At 72.9% G+C, this 14,450-nt stretch carries 15 protein-coding genes and 1 tRNA gene; 7 read left to right on the plus strand and 9 right to left on the minus strand.

Annotated features, from left to right (window positions below; translation table 11 throughout):
* Positions 1-41: 41 nt before the first annotated feature.
* From ABZ386_RS23945 to ABZ386_RS23970, 6 genes are all read right to left on the minus strand, one after another.
* Positions 42-1,289 (minus strand): HD domain-containing protein, encoded by a 1,248-nt coding sequence (locus ABZ386_RS23945; protein ID WP_351342262.1) that lies wholly within the window; start codon positions 1,287-1,289, stop codon positions 42-44.
* Positions 1,286-2,671, minus strand: a complete 1,386-nt coding sequence (locus ABZ386_RS23950) for an HD-GYP domain-containing protein (protein WP_358965781.1) — start codon at positions 2,669-2,671, stop codon at positions 1,286-1,288. Before ABZ386_RS23950 ends, ABZ386_RS23945 begins: the two co-directional genes overlap by 4 nt.
* 152 nt (positions 2,672-2,823) lie before the next feature.
* Positions 2,824-3,135, minus strand: coding sequence for a mycothiol system anti-sigma-R factor (gene rsrA / locus ABZ386_RS23955; RefSeq protein WP_037766109.1), 312 nt, complete (start codon positions 3,133-3,135; stop codon positions 2,824-2,826).
* A complete protein-coding gene (gene sigR / locus ABZ386_RS23960) occupies positions 3,132-3,818 on the minus strand; it encodes an RNA polymerase sigma factor SigR (protein WP_031114384.1) in 687 nt (228 codons plus the stop codon). Before sigR ends, rsrA begins: the two co-directional genes overlap by 4 nt.
* A gap of 256 nt (positions 3,819-4,074) precedes the next feature.
* Complete coding sequence (locus ABZ386_RS23965) at positions 4,075-4,755, minus strand: alpha/beta family hydrolase (protein WP_358965834.1); 681 nt, start codon at positions 4,753-4,755, stop codon at positions 4,075-4,077.
* 10 nt (positions 4,756-4,765) lie between these two features.
* Positions 4,766-5,581 (minus strand): SOS response-associated peptidase, encoded by an 816-nt coding sequence (locus ABZ386_RS23970; RefSeq protein WP_358965783.1) that lies wholly within the window; start codon positions 5,579-5,581, stop codon positions 4,766-4,768.
* A gap of 103 nt (positions 5,582-5,684) precedes the next feature.
* On the opposite strand from ABZ386_RS23970, the gene ABZ386_RS23975 reads away from it, so the two are divergent.
* The 4 genes from ABZ386_RS23975 (at position 5,685) to ABZ386_RS23990 (ending at position 9,282) form a co-directional block, all read left to right on the plus strand.
* Entirely contained in the window at positions 5,685-6,407 is a 723-nt protein-coding gene (locus ABZ386_RS23975) for a M50 family metallopeptidase (RefSeq protein WP_114255209.1), read from the plus strand.
* 87 nt (positions 6,408-6,494) lie between these two features.
* Positions 6,495-7,811, plus strand: a complete 1,317-nt coding sequence (gene aroA / locus ABZ386_RS23980; protein WP_351342254.1) for a 3-phosphoshikimate 1-carboxyvinyltransferase — start codon at positions 6,495-6,497, stop codon at positions 7,809-7,811.
* 17 nt (positions 7,812-7,828) lie between these two features.
* Entirely contained in the window at positions 7,829-8,839 is a 1,011-nt protein-coding gene (gene rsgA, locus ABZ386_RS23985; RefSeq protein ID WP_351342252.1) for a ribosome small subunit-dependent GTPase A, read from the plus strand.
* 119 nt (positions 8,840-8,958) lie between these two features.
* Positions 8,959-9,282 (plus strand): multidrug efflux SMR transporter, encoded by a 324-nt coding sequence (locus ABZ386_RS23990; RefSeq protein ID WP_086600180.1) that lies wholly within the window; start codon positions 8,959-8,961, stop codon positions 9,280-9,282.
* Positions 9,283-9,289: 7 nt separating this feature from the next.
* Here ABZ386_RS23990 and ABZ386_RS23995 read toward each other — a convergent pair whose 3' ends face one another.
* Positions 9,290-9,898: a TetR/AcrR family transcriptional regulator gene (locus ABZ386_RS23995; protein ID WP_351342249.1), complete on the minus strand. Its 609-nt coding sequence runs from the start codon at positions 9,896-9,898 to the stop codon at positions 9,290-9,292.
* Positions 9,899-10,161: 263 nt separating this feature from the next.
* On the opposite strand from ABZ386_RS23995, the gene hisN reads away from it, so the two are divergent.
* From hisN to ABZ386_RS24010, 3 genes are all read left to right on the plus strand, one after another.
* Positions 10,162-10,962: a histidinol-phosphatase gene (gene hisN / locus ABZ386_RS24000; RefSeq protein WP_355715108.1), complete on the plus strand. Its 801-nt coding sequence runs from the start codon at positions 10,162-10,164 to the stop codon at positions 10,960-10,962.
* A gap of 111 nt (positions 10,963-11,073) precedes the next feature.
* Complete coding sequence (locus tag ABZ386_RS24005) at positions 11,074-11,466, plus strand: CBS domain-containing protein (RefSeq protein ID WP_031114370.1); 393 nt, start codon at positions 11,074-11,076, stop codon at positions 11,464-11,466.
* 124 nt (positions 11,467-11,590) lie between these two features.
* Positions 11,591-12,007, plus strand: a complete 417-nt coding sequence (locus ABZ386_RS24010) for a Fur family transcriptional regulator (protein ID WP_351342243.1) — start codon at positions 11,591-11,593, stop codon at positions 12,005-12,007.
* 156 nt (positions 12,008-12,163) lie between these two features.
* Here the strand turns inward: ABZ386_RS24010 and ABZ386_RS24015 are convergent.
* Positions 12,164-12,237, minus strand: a tRNA-Met gene (locus tag ABZ386_RS24015).
* A gap of 271 nt (positions 12,238-12,508) precedes the next feature.
* Complete coding sequence (locus tag ABZ386_RS24020) at positions 12,509-14,332, minus strand: tetratricopeptide repeat protein (RefSeq protein ID WP_358965784.1); 1,824 nt, start codon at positions 14,330-14,332, stop codon at positions 12,509-12,511.
* Between the last annotated feature and the right edge of the window lie 118 nt (positions 14,333-14,450).

The raw sequence follows: 14,450 nt of genomic DNA on the forward strand, positions 1-14,450 counted from the left end.
TCCAACCACGTACGGCCTCCGAGGCGCTCATTACCCATGGGTTACCCAGCCAGGGGCAGGGTCAGACTGCTCCTTGCCAGGACCCGGGCCAGTGATTCCACCACCTCCGGGGCGTACTCCCCGGCGGTGGCGAGCCGGAGTTCCTCCAGCGCCGTCAGCGGCCCGCCCGGCCCGCCTTCCCGGGACTTCTCCTCGTACGCGTTCACGGCCCGGACGATCCGCGCGGCGAGCGGCTGCTCCGCGTACGGGTCGGCCTGCCGCTCCACGACGACGGCGACGGCCTCGTCGACCCCCGTCTGCCGTACGACGGCGCCGCCGAGCAGCGCGATGCGCCGCTGCTCCGCGGCGGGCAGGCCGGCGGTGGCGCCCGCCGGCACCGGGTCGACGAGGCTGAGCTGGCCGATGTCGTGCATGAGCGCGGCGTACTCCAGCACGGTCAGCTCGGGCTCGGTCAGGCCCAGGTCCCGTCCGACGGCCTGGCTGAGCGCGGCGACGCGCCGGGCGTGCCCGGCCGGGGTGTATCCGGCGACCTCGGTGGCCCGGGCGAGGGAGGCGATGGTCTGCCGGTAGGTCGCCCGGACGGCCGCGTACCGCCGGAACGACATCTGGGCGAGCAGCAGCGGCACGGAGAAGACGGGCAGCGCCCACAGCCCCACGACGGCGACCGCCAGCGCCATCACCGCCCCGGTCGCGATGACGGCGGAGCCGATGCCGTACAGGGCGCGCAGCTCGTCCCGCAGCACCGGCCCGAAGGGCCAGCCGGTGCGGGAGTGGGCCAGGGCGGCGGCGAGCACCGCGTCGCACAGGGCGGTCAGGGACAGCAGCGCGAGCAGCAGCAGCGCGTAGGCGGGGCCGCCCCAGTCGTCGAACATGCCGCGGTTGTACGGGGGCTGGAAGCACACGGCGACGAAGCCGACGGTGAGGACGCGGCGCGCCAGGTGGTCGAGCGTGGGCCCCTGGCCGCGTGCGACGTGCGGCACGCTGCCGAGCAGCGAGGCGGCCAGGACGACGGCGACGACCTGGGCGAGGCCGTGGTGGGTGGCCCGCCCGCCGGCCTCCCCGAGCAGCGCGTACGACAGGGCCGCGGCGGCGCCGAGCGGCGCGGGCTCCCTGACCTGGGCGTCGTTGCGCCGGGCGAGTTCCCCGACGGTGACGAGGAGGCCGAAGGCGAGGGCGACCCGGCGTTCCTCGAGTCCGCTGTAGAGGGTGACCGCGAGGGATCCGGCGGCGAGGAGGGCGGCACAGGTGTGGACGAGGGTGAGGAGCGGGGGCTGCCGGTGGCCGCTCATCGATGTGCTCCGGGCCGGCCGGAGACGGAGGCGCCGGGCGGGGGCACGCGCGACGGGCGGGCGCCCTGCGCGCCCCCTGTCTCCTGGGTGCCCTCGGAGCCCTGGGTGCCCTCGGCGTCGTCGGCGGTCACCGCGGGGCGCCACCCCGTCCGCCCCACCGCCTCGACGAGAGCGGCCACCATCACGGGGTCGAAGTGGCTGCCCGCGCACCGCTCCAGCTCCGCCAGGGCCACCGGGACGGGCCGGGCCCTGCTGTAGCAGCGGGTGGAGGTCATGGCGTCGAAGGCGTCCGCCACCGCCACGACCCGTGCGGACTCGGGGATCTGACGGCCCACCAGCCCGTACGGGTAGCCGCTGCCGTCCAGCCGTTCGTGGTGGTGCAGCACGGCGGCCCGGGCCTCTGAGAGGAAGCCGATGCCGCGCACCATCTCGTGCCCGTACTCGGGGTGCAGCTCGATCACCCGCCGCTCCTCGGGCGTGAGCGGCCCGTTCTTGCGGAGCAGCCGGGTGGGCACGCCGAGCTTGCCCACGTCGTGCAGGATGCCGGCGAAGCGGAGCACCTCGACGCGCTCGTCGTCCATGCCCAGCTCGCGGGCGATCATCATGGAGGCCTGTCCGACGCGCTCGCTGTGCCCGCGCGTGTACCCGTCCTTGATGTCGACGGCCTGGACCAGGGCCCGGATGGTCGCCTGGTGGGCGGCCCGTTCCCGGTGGTACTGGGCGAACGCCCACCACGAGACGCACATCGGCAGCAGCACGAGCAGGGCGGCCACGGGACCGTAGGGGCTGCGCCACAGCACGGCCATCATCAGCCCGGCGAGCCCGTGCACGGCGATCGGCGCGAGGGAGCGCGCCACCAGCCCCCGCCAGGCCCGCCGCACGGGCACCCGCTCCGCCACGGCGAGGATGCCGCCGTCCAGCAGGGCGAGCACCAGGCAGAACGCCAGCACGGCCGCCCCGGCCGGGCCGAGCGCGTAGGGGACGTCGCCCGCGGCGACCGCGTCCCGGCCGCCGAGCAGCCAGTGCGTCTTGGCCGCGGCCCACACGCCGAGGACGAGCTGGGCGGCCCGCCAGATCCGCCGCAGCGCCACGGGCCGCTGCTCGACCTGCGAGAGCAGCGCACCGGGCACCGCCACCAGGGCGGCGGCGGGCGCGGGCAGCAGGAAGGCACCGGCGAGCAGCACGGGGTAGAAGGTCCCGGCCGGATGGGAGATCCCGACGAACCGGGACCGGGCGACGCGCTCGCAGCCCGCGTACAGCGCGGCGAGCAGTGCCACCGCCCACCAGGGCGTGCGGATGCCCGGCAGGGGCAGCAGGCAGAGCAGGGCCGTGACGGCGACACAGGCGACGTACGTGCGTACCCGCGCCGGTACCGCTTCCATGAGCCCCTCCCCGGCCATGTCCGTCAGGCCCGGAGCCTAGGACGGTGGCGGGGGGCTGCGCGGGTGGATGACCCGCGGGTTAGCACGTTCGAGTGACGCGTTCGAGGATGACTACCCGCCCTCGGGCGGGGCAGTCGACAAGCGCGGGAGTCTCAGGACTCCTGCGGTGTGGCGGGCGAGGCCGTGACGTCCTGCTCGGGGACGGCCTGGCCGGAGCGGATCAGCTCGATCCGCCCCATGACCTTGGCGCGCAGGTCACCCGGCACGTCGTCATGTCCGCAGCAGCGCTTGACCAGCTTCTTCACGGCCTGTTCGAGCCCGTACTTCTCGAGACAGGGCGAGCACTCCTCGAAGTGGTGCTCGAACTTCACGCAGTCCGAGTCCGGCATCTCACGGTCGAGGAACTCGTAGAGATGATCGAGGATTTCGCTGCAATCCGTCTCGTGCGGCTCTCCGCAGCTCATGACCCCGAGCCTTTCGCTTCGTTCGACTCTCCGGCGCCGGCCGGAACCATCCCCCGCTCGCGGGCGTAGTCCTCCAGCATGCCGCGCAGCTGACGGCGGCCCCGGTGCAGCCGGGACATCACCGTACCGATGGGTGTCCCCATGATGTCGGCGATCTCCTTGTAGGCAAAGCCCTCGACGTCCGCCAGGTAGACGGCGATGCGGAACTCCTCGGGAATCGCCTGGAGCGCTTCCTTCACGTCCGAGTCGGGCAGGTGGTCGAGCGCCTGCGACTCCGCGGAGCGCAAGCCCGTCGACATGTGCGACTCGGCGCGGGCGAGCTGCCAGTCCTCGATCTCCTCGGCGGCCGAGCGCTGCGGTTCGCGCTGCTTCTTGCGGTACGAGTTGATGAAGGTGTTGGTGAGGATCCGGTACAGCCACGCCTTGAGGTTGGTGCCCTCGCGGAACTGGTGGAAGGACGCGTACGCCTTGGCGTACGTCTCCTGCACCAGGTCCTCGGCGTCGGCCGGGTTGCGCGTCATGCGCAGCGCGGCCGAGTACATCTGGTCGAGGAACTCGAGCGCGTCCCGCTCGAAGCGCGCGCTGCGCTCCGCGGCCGTCTCCGCGCCCGTGCCGCCCTGGCCCTCGGGCTGCTCCGCCTGGCCGTGTTCGGTCCCTGCGTCGGTCCCAGTGACCGGACCCACCTCCTCCAGTGTTCTCGTGAGACCGAGACCGGTCTCACCCGAATCGGAGGATAGACGACGATCCGGTCCGCCCGCCGCCCGAATAGGGGCGGTCTTGCCCGCGTGCAGCACCGTCCAGTCCAGGTCGGCGCGGCTGCTGCGGGTCGGGCAGATGGTCGAACCCATGCGGCGGACTCCCTCTCCTACGACGTCGGTGCTGGTCTCCAGCACGTACGTCCCGCACAACAGAGACCACCGCCCCGGCATTCCCGAAGCTTTACCCGAGTGACCCGGTCCACTCCACGACCGCCTCCGTGATGACCGCCACGGCCTCGTCCTGCGAGATCTCCGCACGTTTGGGCACGGCGAAGCCGTGATCTCCGTACGGGACCTCCACGAGTTCGTAGCCGCCCTCGGGGAACTCCCCGGGCTTGCCGAACGGGTCGTTGCCGCCCTGGACGACCAGGGTGGGAACCCCGGAGCCCAGCAGTTCCCCGGCGCGGGACTTCTCGGGCTTGCCGGGCGGGTGGAGCGGGAAGCTGAGGGCGAGCACGGCGTGGGCGCCCAGCTCGGTGGCGGTACGGCAGGCGACCCGGGCCCCGGCGCTGCGTCCGCCGGAGATCACCGGCAGCCCGGGCCCTGCCAGCGCGGGCCAGATGCCTCGCCAGCCGGTGTCCAGGGTCCTGGGCGCGGGCGCCAGCTTCTTCCCGGCCACGCGCCAGGGCTGCTCCACGCGGGCCACGGTCACGCCGTGCGCGGGCAGGACCCCGGCCAGGGCCTTCAGGTCGCGGGCCTCGATACCGCCGCCTGCGCCGTGGCTGACGGCGAGCACGAGCCGGGCCTGCTCCGCCCGGTGCCAGGTGATACGGGCGGTTCCGGCCTCGGTCTCGACGGTCTCGGTCTCGACGGTCTCGGTATTCGCCTCGGCCACGTTCGCCCCGCTGGTCACGTCGGTCACATGCGTCACGTCAGAAGAGTGTGCCCTCTTCGGGCCCTTCCAGCTCCTTCAGCAGGTCCGGTCCGTTGTTGCGGACGTTGCTGACAGCCGTGGTCACGGGGTAGGCGCGCATCAGCCCGGCGGGCGGCGGGGCGAGCAGCTCGCGCAGGTCGTCGGCGTCCGTGCGGGAGGGGTCGAGCCAGGCGTCCCAGCGGTCGGGCGTGAGCATCAGCGGCATCCGGGGATGGATGTCGGCCAGCGCCCGCGGCCCCTCTGCCGGGGCGACGGCGAGCGGGCTCTGCTCGGCCTCGGTGGTGATGACGGAACACGTCACCCACCAGGCCTGCGGGTGGTCGTCCGGCAGCGTCCGGTCCCGCCAGAACTCGTACAGCCCGGCCATCGCGAAGACCGACCCGTCCGCCGGCGTCACGAAGTACGGCTGCTTGCGGGGCCGCTTCTTCTTCCCCTCCACCTCCAGCTCGCGCTCCTGCGCGCCGGTGACCCACTCGTAGTAGCCGTCGGCGGGCAGGATGCAGCGCCGGGCGGTGAAGGCGCGGCGGTAGGAGGGCTTCTCGTGGACGGTCTCGGCGCGTGCGTTGATCATCCGGGCGCCGCCCTCGGGGGTCTTCGACCAGGACGGGACGAGCCCCCACTTCAGCGTGCGCAGCTGGCGAACCGGCCGCGGGTCGTCCGCGTCTTTCAGGGGACGGTCCAGGACGGCGTACACCTCCTTGGTGGGCGCCACGTTGTAGTCGGGCTCGAGGGTCTCCTCGGGCTCCCACTTCTCGATCTCAAAGATTCCTGCGAGATCCTCTGGCCTACGACTGGCCGCATACCGTCCGCACATACGTGCCACACTGCCAGGCCCACCCGTCACCCGACCACCACCCCTCAACGACGGCGCTGCGCGCCGCACCTTCCCGACCGACCTCAGGGAGCCATCGCCGCACATGGACAGCACCGCAACCGCCTCGCTCGCCTCCCTCTGGGACGAGGTGTCCGGCACCCAGCCCGACCCCGACCTCTGGGTGGTGATCGCGACTCTGGTCGCCGCGCTCGCCGTGGTGGTCCCGCACGGCCTGTGGCGCATCTCGCGCAACGCCATCACCATCGCCCACGAGGGCGGCCACGGGCTGGTGGCCCTGCTCAGCGGCCGTACCCTCACGGGCATACGACTGCACTCGGACACCAGCGGCCTGACCGTCAGCCGCGGCAAGCCGTACGGCATCGGCATGATCCTCACCGCGGCCTCCGGCTACACCGCCCCGCCGCTGCTGGGCCTCGGCGGCGCGGCCCTGCTCGGCGCCGGCCGGATCACGCTCCTGCTGTGGCTGGCGACGGCCCTGCTGCTGGCCATGCTCGTGATGATCCGCAACGCCTACGGCGCCCTGACGATGATCGTCACCGGCGGCCTGTTCGTCCTGGTGTCGTGGCTGGCCGGTCCCCAGGTGCAGGCGGCGTTCGCGTACGCGGTGGTGTGGTTCCTGCTGATCGGCGGGGTGCGCCCGGCGTTCGAACTCCAGGCGAAGCGGGCGCGGGGCGGGGCGGGCGACTCGGACGCGGACCAGCTGTCACGGCTGACGCACGTACCGGCGGCGCTGTGGTTCTTCCTGTTCCACGCGGTGTCGCTGTGCTCGCTGATCGGCGGCGGGCGCTGGCTGCTGGAGCTGTGACCGGGGACCGGCACCGCCGCGCCGCGCGGGCGCGACCGGCCCCGACGGCGCCCCACTCCGGCGACGGCCTGCTTATAAAGTAAAGGCATGGCCCCGAACACCGCAGACACCGCCCTCTGGCCCGCCCCGCACGCGAGCGGAGCCGTCGACGCGACGGTCCACGTGCCCGGGTCCAAGTCGGTCACCAACCGCGCCCTGGTCCTCGCCTCCCTCGCCTCGGAGCCCGGCTGGCTGCGCCGCCCCCTGCGCTCGCGCGACACCCTGCTGATGGCGGGCGCGCTGCGCGCGATGGGGATCGAGATCGAGGAGGGCGTGGGCCCCGACGGCACGGGCGAGGCCTGGCGTGTGCTCCCCACGGGCCTGCGCGGTCCGGCCACGGTCGACGTCGGCAACGCCGGCACGGTGATGCGGTTCCTGCCGCCGGTCGCCGCGCTCGCCGACGGCCCCGTCCGCTTCGACGGCGACCCCCGCTCCTACGAGCGCCCGCTGAACGGCGTCATCGACGCGCTGCGCCAGCTCGGCGCCCGGATCGACGACGACGGCCGCGGCGCGCTGCCGCTGACCGTGCACGGCGGCGGCGCCCTGGACGGCGGCCCGGTCTCGATCGACGCGTCCTCCTCGTCGCAGTTCGTGAGCGCCCTGCTGCTGTCCGGCCCGCGCTTCAACCAGGGCGTCGAGGTCCGCCACACCGGCGCCACACTGCCCTCCCTGCCGCACATCCGCATGACCGTGGACATGCTGCGCGCGGTCGGCGCCCAGGTGGACACGCCCGAGTCGGGCGGCGAGCCGAACGTCTGGCGGGTCACGCCGGGCGCCCTGCTCGGCCGGGACCTGGTCATCGAGCCGGACCTGTCCAACGCCCAGCCGTTCCTGGCGGCGGCCCTGGTCACCGGCGGCAAGGTCGTCATCCCGGACTGGCCGGCCCGCACCACCCAGCCCGGTGACCGGCTGCGCGAGATCTTCACCGAGATGGGCGGCTCCTGCGAACTGACCGAGTACGGGCTGGTGTTCAGCGGCTCCGGCGCGGTCCACGGCATCGATGTCGACCTGAGCGAGGTCGGCGAGCTGACGCCGGGCATCGCGGCCGTCGCGGCCCTCGCCGACTCCCCGTCGACCCTGCGCGGCGTGGCCCACCTGCGCCTGCACGAGACGGACCGGCTGGCGGCGCTGACCAAGGAGATCAACGAACTCGGCGGTGACGTCACGGAGACGGCCGACGGCCTGCACATCCGCCCGCGCCGGCTGCACGGCGGGATCTTCCACACCTACGACGACCACCGCATGGCCACGGCCGGCGCGATCATCGGCCTCGCGGTGGAGGGCGTGCAGATCGAGAACGTGGCGACAACGGCCAAGACCCTGCCCGACTTCCCCGACCTGTGGACCGGGATGCTCGGGGCGTAGGACGCGGGGACCAGGTCATGCGCCGCTACGGCAAGCACACCGACGAGGACGACATCCGCACCCGCCCGGGCCGCCGGAACACCCGGCCCCGGACGAACATCCGGCCCAAGCACGAGGACGCCGCCGAGGGCCTCGTCCTCACCGTCGACCGGGGCCGCCTGACCTGCCTCGTCGAGGACCGGGTCGTCATGGCGATGAAGGCCCGCGAACTGGGCCGCAAGGCCGCGGTCGTCGGCGACCGTGTCGCCCTCGTGGGCGACATGTCCGGGAAGAAGGACACACTGGCGAGGATCGTGCGCATCGAGGAGCGCACGTCCGTACTGCGCCGCACGGCGGACGACGACGACCCGTTCGAGCGGGTGGTCGTCGCCAACGCCGACCAGCTGGCCGTCGTCACCGCCCTGGCCGACCCGGAGCCCCGACCCCGCCTGATCGACCGCTGCCTGGTCGCCGCCTACGACGGTGGCCTGGAACCGCTGCTGGTGCTCACCAAGTCGGACCTCGCCCCGCCCGAGAAGCTGCTGGAGCTCTACGGCGACCTCGACATCCCCTACGTCGTCACCAGCCGCGCGGAACTGGAGTCCGGCGCCGCCGTCGAGCGGGTGCGCGAGCAGCTCGACGGCAAGATCACCGCGTTCGTCGGGCACTCCGGGGTCGGCAAGACGACCCTGGTCAACGCGCTTGTGCCGCAGGAGCGACGGCGTTCGACCGGGCATGTGAACGCGGTGACGGGCCGTGGCCGGCACACCACCACCTCGGCGCTGGCGCTGCCGCTGGCCGGCGGCGACGGCTGGGTCATCGACACGCCGGGCGTGCGGTCCTTCGGGCTCAACCACGTCGATCCGTCCCGGGTCATCAACGCCTTCCCGGACCTGGAGCCGGGCACCGAGGGCTGCCCGCGCGCGTGCAGTCACGACGAGCCGGACTGCGCGCTGGACGCCTGGGTCACCGAGGGGCACGCCGACCCGGCCCGGCTGTACTCGCTGCGGCGGCTGCTGGCCACGCGGGAGCGCAAGGAAGGCGACTGACCTCCGCGTTGTTTGTGATGGCGTGCGGACGGTAAGTGCATAATCGCACCAAGCCGGATGCAAGCCTGAGCAAAACGCGACGAAGCGGTCACTGAACGTGGGCTACGGGAGGACGACACATGGCGTGGCTGCTGGTCATCGTGGCCGGGTTGCTGGAGACCGGCTTCGCCGTGTGCCTGAAGTTGTCGCACGGCTTCACCCGGCTCTGGCCGACGATCGCGTTCTGCGTCTTCGCCCTCGGCAGCTTCGGTCTGCTGACCCTGGCGCTGAAGAAGCTCGACGTGGGGCCCGCCTACGCCGTGTGGACCGGCATCGGGGCGGCGGGGACGGCGATCTACGGCATGGTGTTCCTGGGTGACCTGGTGTCGACGCTGAAGATCGTGTCGATCAGCCTGGTCATCATCGGCGTGATCGGGCTGCAGTTGTCGGGCTCGGCGCACTGACGGACCGTCAACCGGCTTGCCGCCGCAGGGCACTGCGGACCAGGTCGGCGACGCCGCCCTCGCCGGGTGGCGCGGCCACGCAGGACAGCGCGAGCCGGACGGCGAGTTCACAGGTGCGGGCCAGGTCGGCGGTGTCGGACTTGGGTGTGCCCGGCCCGGCCAGGACCGAGACGGCCCGGTCGCGGACGAGGGCGACGAAGTCACCCGGCGAGGGCAGGGGGCCGTCGGCCCGGCGCTGGGCCGGCACGGCGGAGGTGGACGGGACGGCCGACAGGGCCGGGGAGGGCAGCCGTTCGCTCCAGCAGCCGGTGAGCATGGCCCGGACGAGGGCGTTGTCCCGGGCCGCGGAGGTGGTCCACTCGGCGGTGGCGGTGAGCCGGTCGCGCGGGTCGCTGTGCCCGGCGAGGGCGCGGTCGACCCCGGCGAGATAGCCGTCGGCTTCCCTTCTCACCAGCGCCCGGGCGAGTCCGTCCTTGCTGCCGAACTCGTTGTACAGCGTCTGCCGGGACACTCCGGCCGCCGCGGCCACGTCCACCATCCGCACAGCGGACCACGGCCGGCGCGCCAGCGCCGTGAAGGCGGCGTCCAGTAGAGATTCCCGCGCTGCAGGCATCATCGCCTCCCCTTGGGGCGAGCGGCTCTGCGCCCAGATTTGACGCGCGTGAAACCACTGTCAAGGGTTCGCGAAGGCACGCGGGGGCGCGTTTCGGCCGTGTCGCGCGGGGTGTTGGGCCTCCCCGAGACCCTTCCCACGACCTTTCCCCGGCCACGCTCACCCTGCCCCGGTGCCGAGTACCCCGCAGCACGTCACCCGACCACTCCCCCACCCTCACAAACCCGCGGTAGCCCCACCCCCACCTCGGCAGATAGGTTCGTCACATGCCCGACTACCTCGACGACCTGCGCTTCGCCCACGTCCTCGCCGACGCCGCGGACGCCGCGACGACGGACCGGTTCAAGGCCCTCGACCTCAAGGTCGAGACCAAACCGGACATGACCCCGGTGAGCGAAGCGGACAAGGCCGCGGAAGAACTCATCCGCGGCCAGCTCCAGCGCGCCCGCCCCCGGGACGCGATCCTCGGCGAGGAGTACGGCGTCGAGGGCACCGGCCCCCGCCGCTGGGTGATCGACCCGATCGACGGCACCAAGAACTACGTGCGCGGCGTTCCCGTCTGGGCCACCCTCATCTCCCTCATGGAGGCCGGTGAGGGCGGCTTCCAGCCCGTCGTCGGCGTCGTCTCCGCCCCCGCCCTCGGCCGCCGCTGGTGGGCCGCGAAGGGCCACGGCGCGTTCTCCGGCCGCAGCCTCACCAAGGCCTCCCGGCTGCAGGTCTCCCGCGTCTCCAAGCTCTCCGACGCCTCCTTCGCGTACTCGTCGCTCAGCGGCTGGGAGGAGCAGGGCCGGCTGGACGGCTTCCTGGACCTGACCCGCGAGGTGTGGCGCACACGCGCGTACGGCGACTTCTGGCCGTACATGATGGTCGCGGAGGGCTCCGTCGACATGTGCGCCGAGCCGGAGCTGTCCCTGTGGGACATGGCCGCCAACGCGATCATCGTCACGGAGGCCGGCGGCAGCTTCACCGGACTCGACGCCCGCCCGGGCCCGCACAGCGGCAACGCGGCCGCGTCGAACGGCCTGCTGCACGACGAGTTGCTCGGGTACCTCAACCAGCGCTACTGAACGCCCTCTTGTTGACCCTCCCTTTGCCTGCCACTCTGGGAGTCCCCCCACTTGTGAACTTGTGAAACGCTGAACAAACGGTGGGGGCACTCCCAGGAGGTGGCTCCATCCATGCTCGTCCGTGACGCCATGAGCACCGTCGTCCTCACCATCGGCCCGACCCACACGCTCCGCCAGGCCGCCGCGCTGATGTCCGCCCGCCGGGTCGGCGCGGCCGTGGTCCACGACCCGGACGCCGGCGGCATCGGCATCCTCACCGAACGCGACATCCTCAACTCCGTGGGCCTCGGCCAGGACCCGGACACCGAACGCGCCCACGCCCACACCACCACCGACGTCGTGTTCGCCGCTCCGGCCTGGACCCTGGAGGAGGCGGCCGGCGCCATGGCGCACGGCGGCTTCCGGCACCTCATCGTGCTGGACGGCGGCGAACCCGCCGGCATCGTCTCGGTCCGCGACATCATCCGCTGCTGGGCCCCGGCACGACAGCAGGTGCCCGCCTGACGGCGCGAGCGGGCAGCGGTCCGAAGCCGTTCTCGATCCCACAATGGACTTTATCCAAATCAAGTGAGGCTCTAATATCACACATGTTCGGAACCTGGTCCCCTTAGCTGTTAGGCTGGTGGCCATGAGTGACCTTCTGGAACGCCTGCGCGGACGCGGATGGCGGATGACCGCGCAGCGGCGCGTCGTGGCCGAGGTCCTCGACGGCGAACACGTCCACCTGACGGCCGACGAGGTCCACGCCCGGGCCGTCGCCAAGCTGCCCGAGATCTCCCGGGCGACCGTCTACAACACGCTCGGCGAGCTCGTCTCCCTCGGAGAGGTGCTGGAGGTCTCCACCGACCAGCGCGCCAAGCGGTACGACCCGAACGCCCACCAGCCGCACCACCACCTGGTCTGCGCCCAGTGCGGCGCGATCCGGGACGTGCACCCGGTCGGCAACCCCCTGGCGGACCTCCCCGACTCCGAGCGCTTCGGCTTCACGGTCTCGGACGTCGAGGTGACGTACCGCGGCATCTGCCCGAACTGCGCGGCCGCCTAGCCTTCGCGCGCGAGAGCCCCGGCCCCGATGGGTGCCGGGGCTTCGCGCTGTCGGCTGGGCGCCCGCGTGGTCGATCTGTACGAAGGGGCCGTGGGGCATCGCCGCTAGACACACCGAGGGCCGGAACCCTTTCGGATTCCGGCCCTCGGCCTTCAGTAGCGGGGACAGGATTTGAACCTGCGACCTCTGGGTTATGAGCCCAGCGAGCTACCGAGCTGCTCCACCCCGCGTCGGTGAATGCAACGTTACGTCAACGACGAGCACAGATGCAAATCGCTTAACGAGCCCCTCCGACTGAGCCTCGGACGACTGCCCCCGCTGAGCGGCAAGCCGCCACCCGCAGAACCGCGCCCTCAGCTGCGGGCAGTCGTGCCGCTGGGACGGCACGGCTGGGCGCAGCGGCACCCCGCTACGCCGGGCTGCGCACCCACCCGCCTCAGCCCCGACGCCGAGCACCTCCACCACGGCCCCACGCCGCACACACCCCGGCACAGCCCGGCCTCAAGCAGACAGCTCCTGCCGCAGCGCGTCCCGCAGCCGAGCCGCCCGCTCAGCCACCGACGCCGGCCCCAGCGACACCGCCCGATCGGCCCACCGCTGCCCTTCCGCCAGCTCACCCCGACGCGCGTAGACCAGGGCCAGCCGCAACGCCGCCCGCCCGTGCCCCGCGTCAGCCGCCCGCGTCCACCACACCGCCGCCTCGGGCTCACTCCCCTCCCGGGCCAGCAGCAGCCCGAGATTGAACGCCCCGTTGCGGGACCCGGCCTCGGCGGCCTCCCGGTACCACCGGGCCGCCTCGACGACATCGCCCCGGGCCGCCGCCAGCATGCCCACCCGGACCTGCGCCCGCCGGTGTCCCTGCGAGGCGGCACGCTCGTACCACTCCTCGCACTCGCTCCGCCGGTGCACCGGCTCCCCGAGCTCATGCGCCGGCTCCGGCGGTCTGCGCGCGTCGAGCACGGTCGCCAGCCGGTACGCGGCCTCCGCGCTCCCGCCCCCGGCCGCACACCGCAGATGCCGCTCGGCCTCCTGCTCGTCACCGTCCCGCAGCCGGGCCATGCCGACCTGGAGCGCGGCCTCCGTGTGCCCGGCGGCCGCGGCCCGCTCGTACCAGCGCAGCGCGGCCTTCTCCTCGCCCCGCCCGGCGTGCAGGATGCCCAGGTTGAACGCGGCGTCGACGCTCCCGGCCTCGGCGGCCTTGGAGAACCACGGCTCCGCGCCCGTCTCGTCCCCGCCCCGCAGCAGCAGGATCGCCAGCGCGTTCGCGGCCTCCCGGTGCCCGGCGTAGGCCGCGCGCCGGTACCACTGCTCGGCCTGCGCGGTGCGCCCCTGCTCGGCGCAGAGCAGCCCGAGGTTGTAGGCGCCGTTCACATCGCCCGCGTCCATCGCGGCCCGGTACCAGCGTTCGGCGGTCTGGGTCTCGCCCCGCTCGGCGTGCAGCGCGCCGAGCGCGTTCGCCGCGTTGCCGTCGCCGTCCTGCGCGGCCCGCAGCCACCACACGGCGGCGTTCTCCGTGTCGCCCGCGTCGCGCAGCAGGAAGCCGAGCGCGCAGGCGGCCCGCGGCTCGCCGTCCTTGGCGGACGTCAGGTACCAGCGGCCGGCCTCCTTGAGCTCGCCACGCCTCTCCAGGATGGTCCCGAGGTGCAGCGCGGCGCGCCGGTGGCCGCGCGCGGCGGCCTGCCGGTACCACAGCTCGACCTCGTCGGACGCCTGGACACCGTTGTCACCGTCGGTCTCCCGCGCCACCCGGCGGTCCAGTGCCCGCGCCAGCCGGTACGCGGCCTCCCGGTGCCCGCGCTCGGCCGCGACCCGCATCCACTGCTCGGCCGCGGCGTCACCGCGGTGCTCCAGCAGATCGGCGAGGGCGTACGCGCCCAGCGTGTGGCCCTGTTCGGCGGACTGGCGCAGCCAGTACTCGGCGGCGGGTTCGTCACCGCGCTCGCGGTGGTGCCGGCCGAGGGCGTGCGCGGCGGCCGCGGATCCGGCGACGGCGGCGATCCGCCACCATCCGGCGGCCTCGTCGGCGTAACCCCGCTGGTGGAGGAGGACGCCCAGGTTGTTGGCGGCGGCCCGGTCGCCCGCGGCGGTGGCGGCACGCAGATGGGGCTCGGCACCGTCGAGATCACCGCGGCGCAGCAGCATGGCCCCGAGCACACTCATCGCCTCGACGTCACCGGCCTCCGCGGCGAGCCGCTGACGCAGCTCCTCGGCTGCCTCGTCGGCGAGTTCCCCGGCGTCGTCCGGGGTGTCGGTGTCCTCCCGGCTGGAAGGCTGCACAAAACGCCCTGTCTCGAACAGAGTTGCCTTGTCCCCCATAACGTCCATCGTCGCACCACCTGCAACCTGGGTACACCTGGTATACCGCAGCCAGTGAGGTCACTACAGCGTTTTGTCGACATGCCCACAGAACGACAAGTCAAACACAGATCGGCCAACTCCCCCC

Source organism: Streptomyces sp. NPDC006140, from assembly GCF_040628815.1.
Lineage (GTDB): Bacteria > Actinomycetota > Actinomycetes > Streptomycetales > Streptomycetaceae > Streptomyces.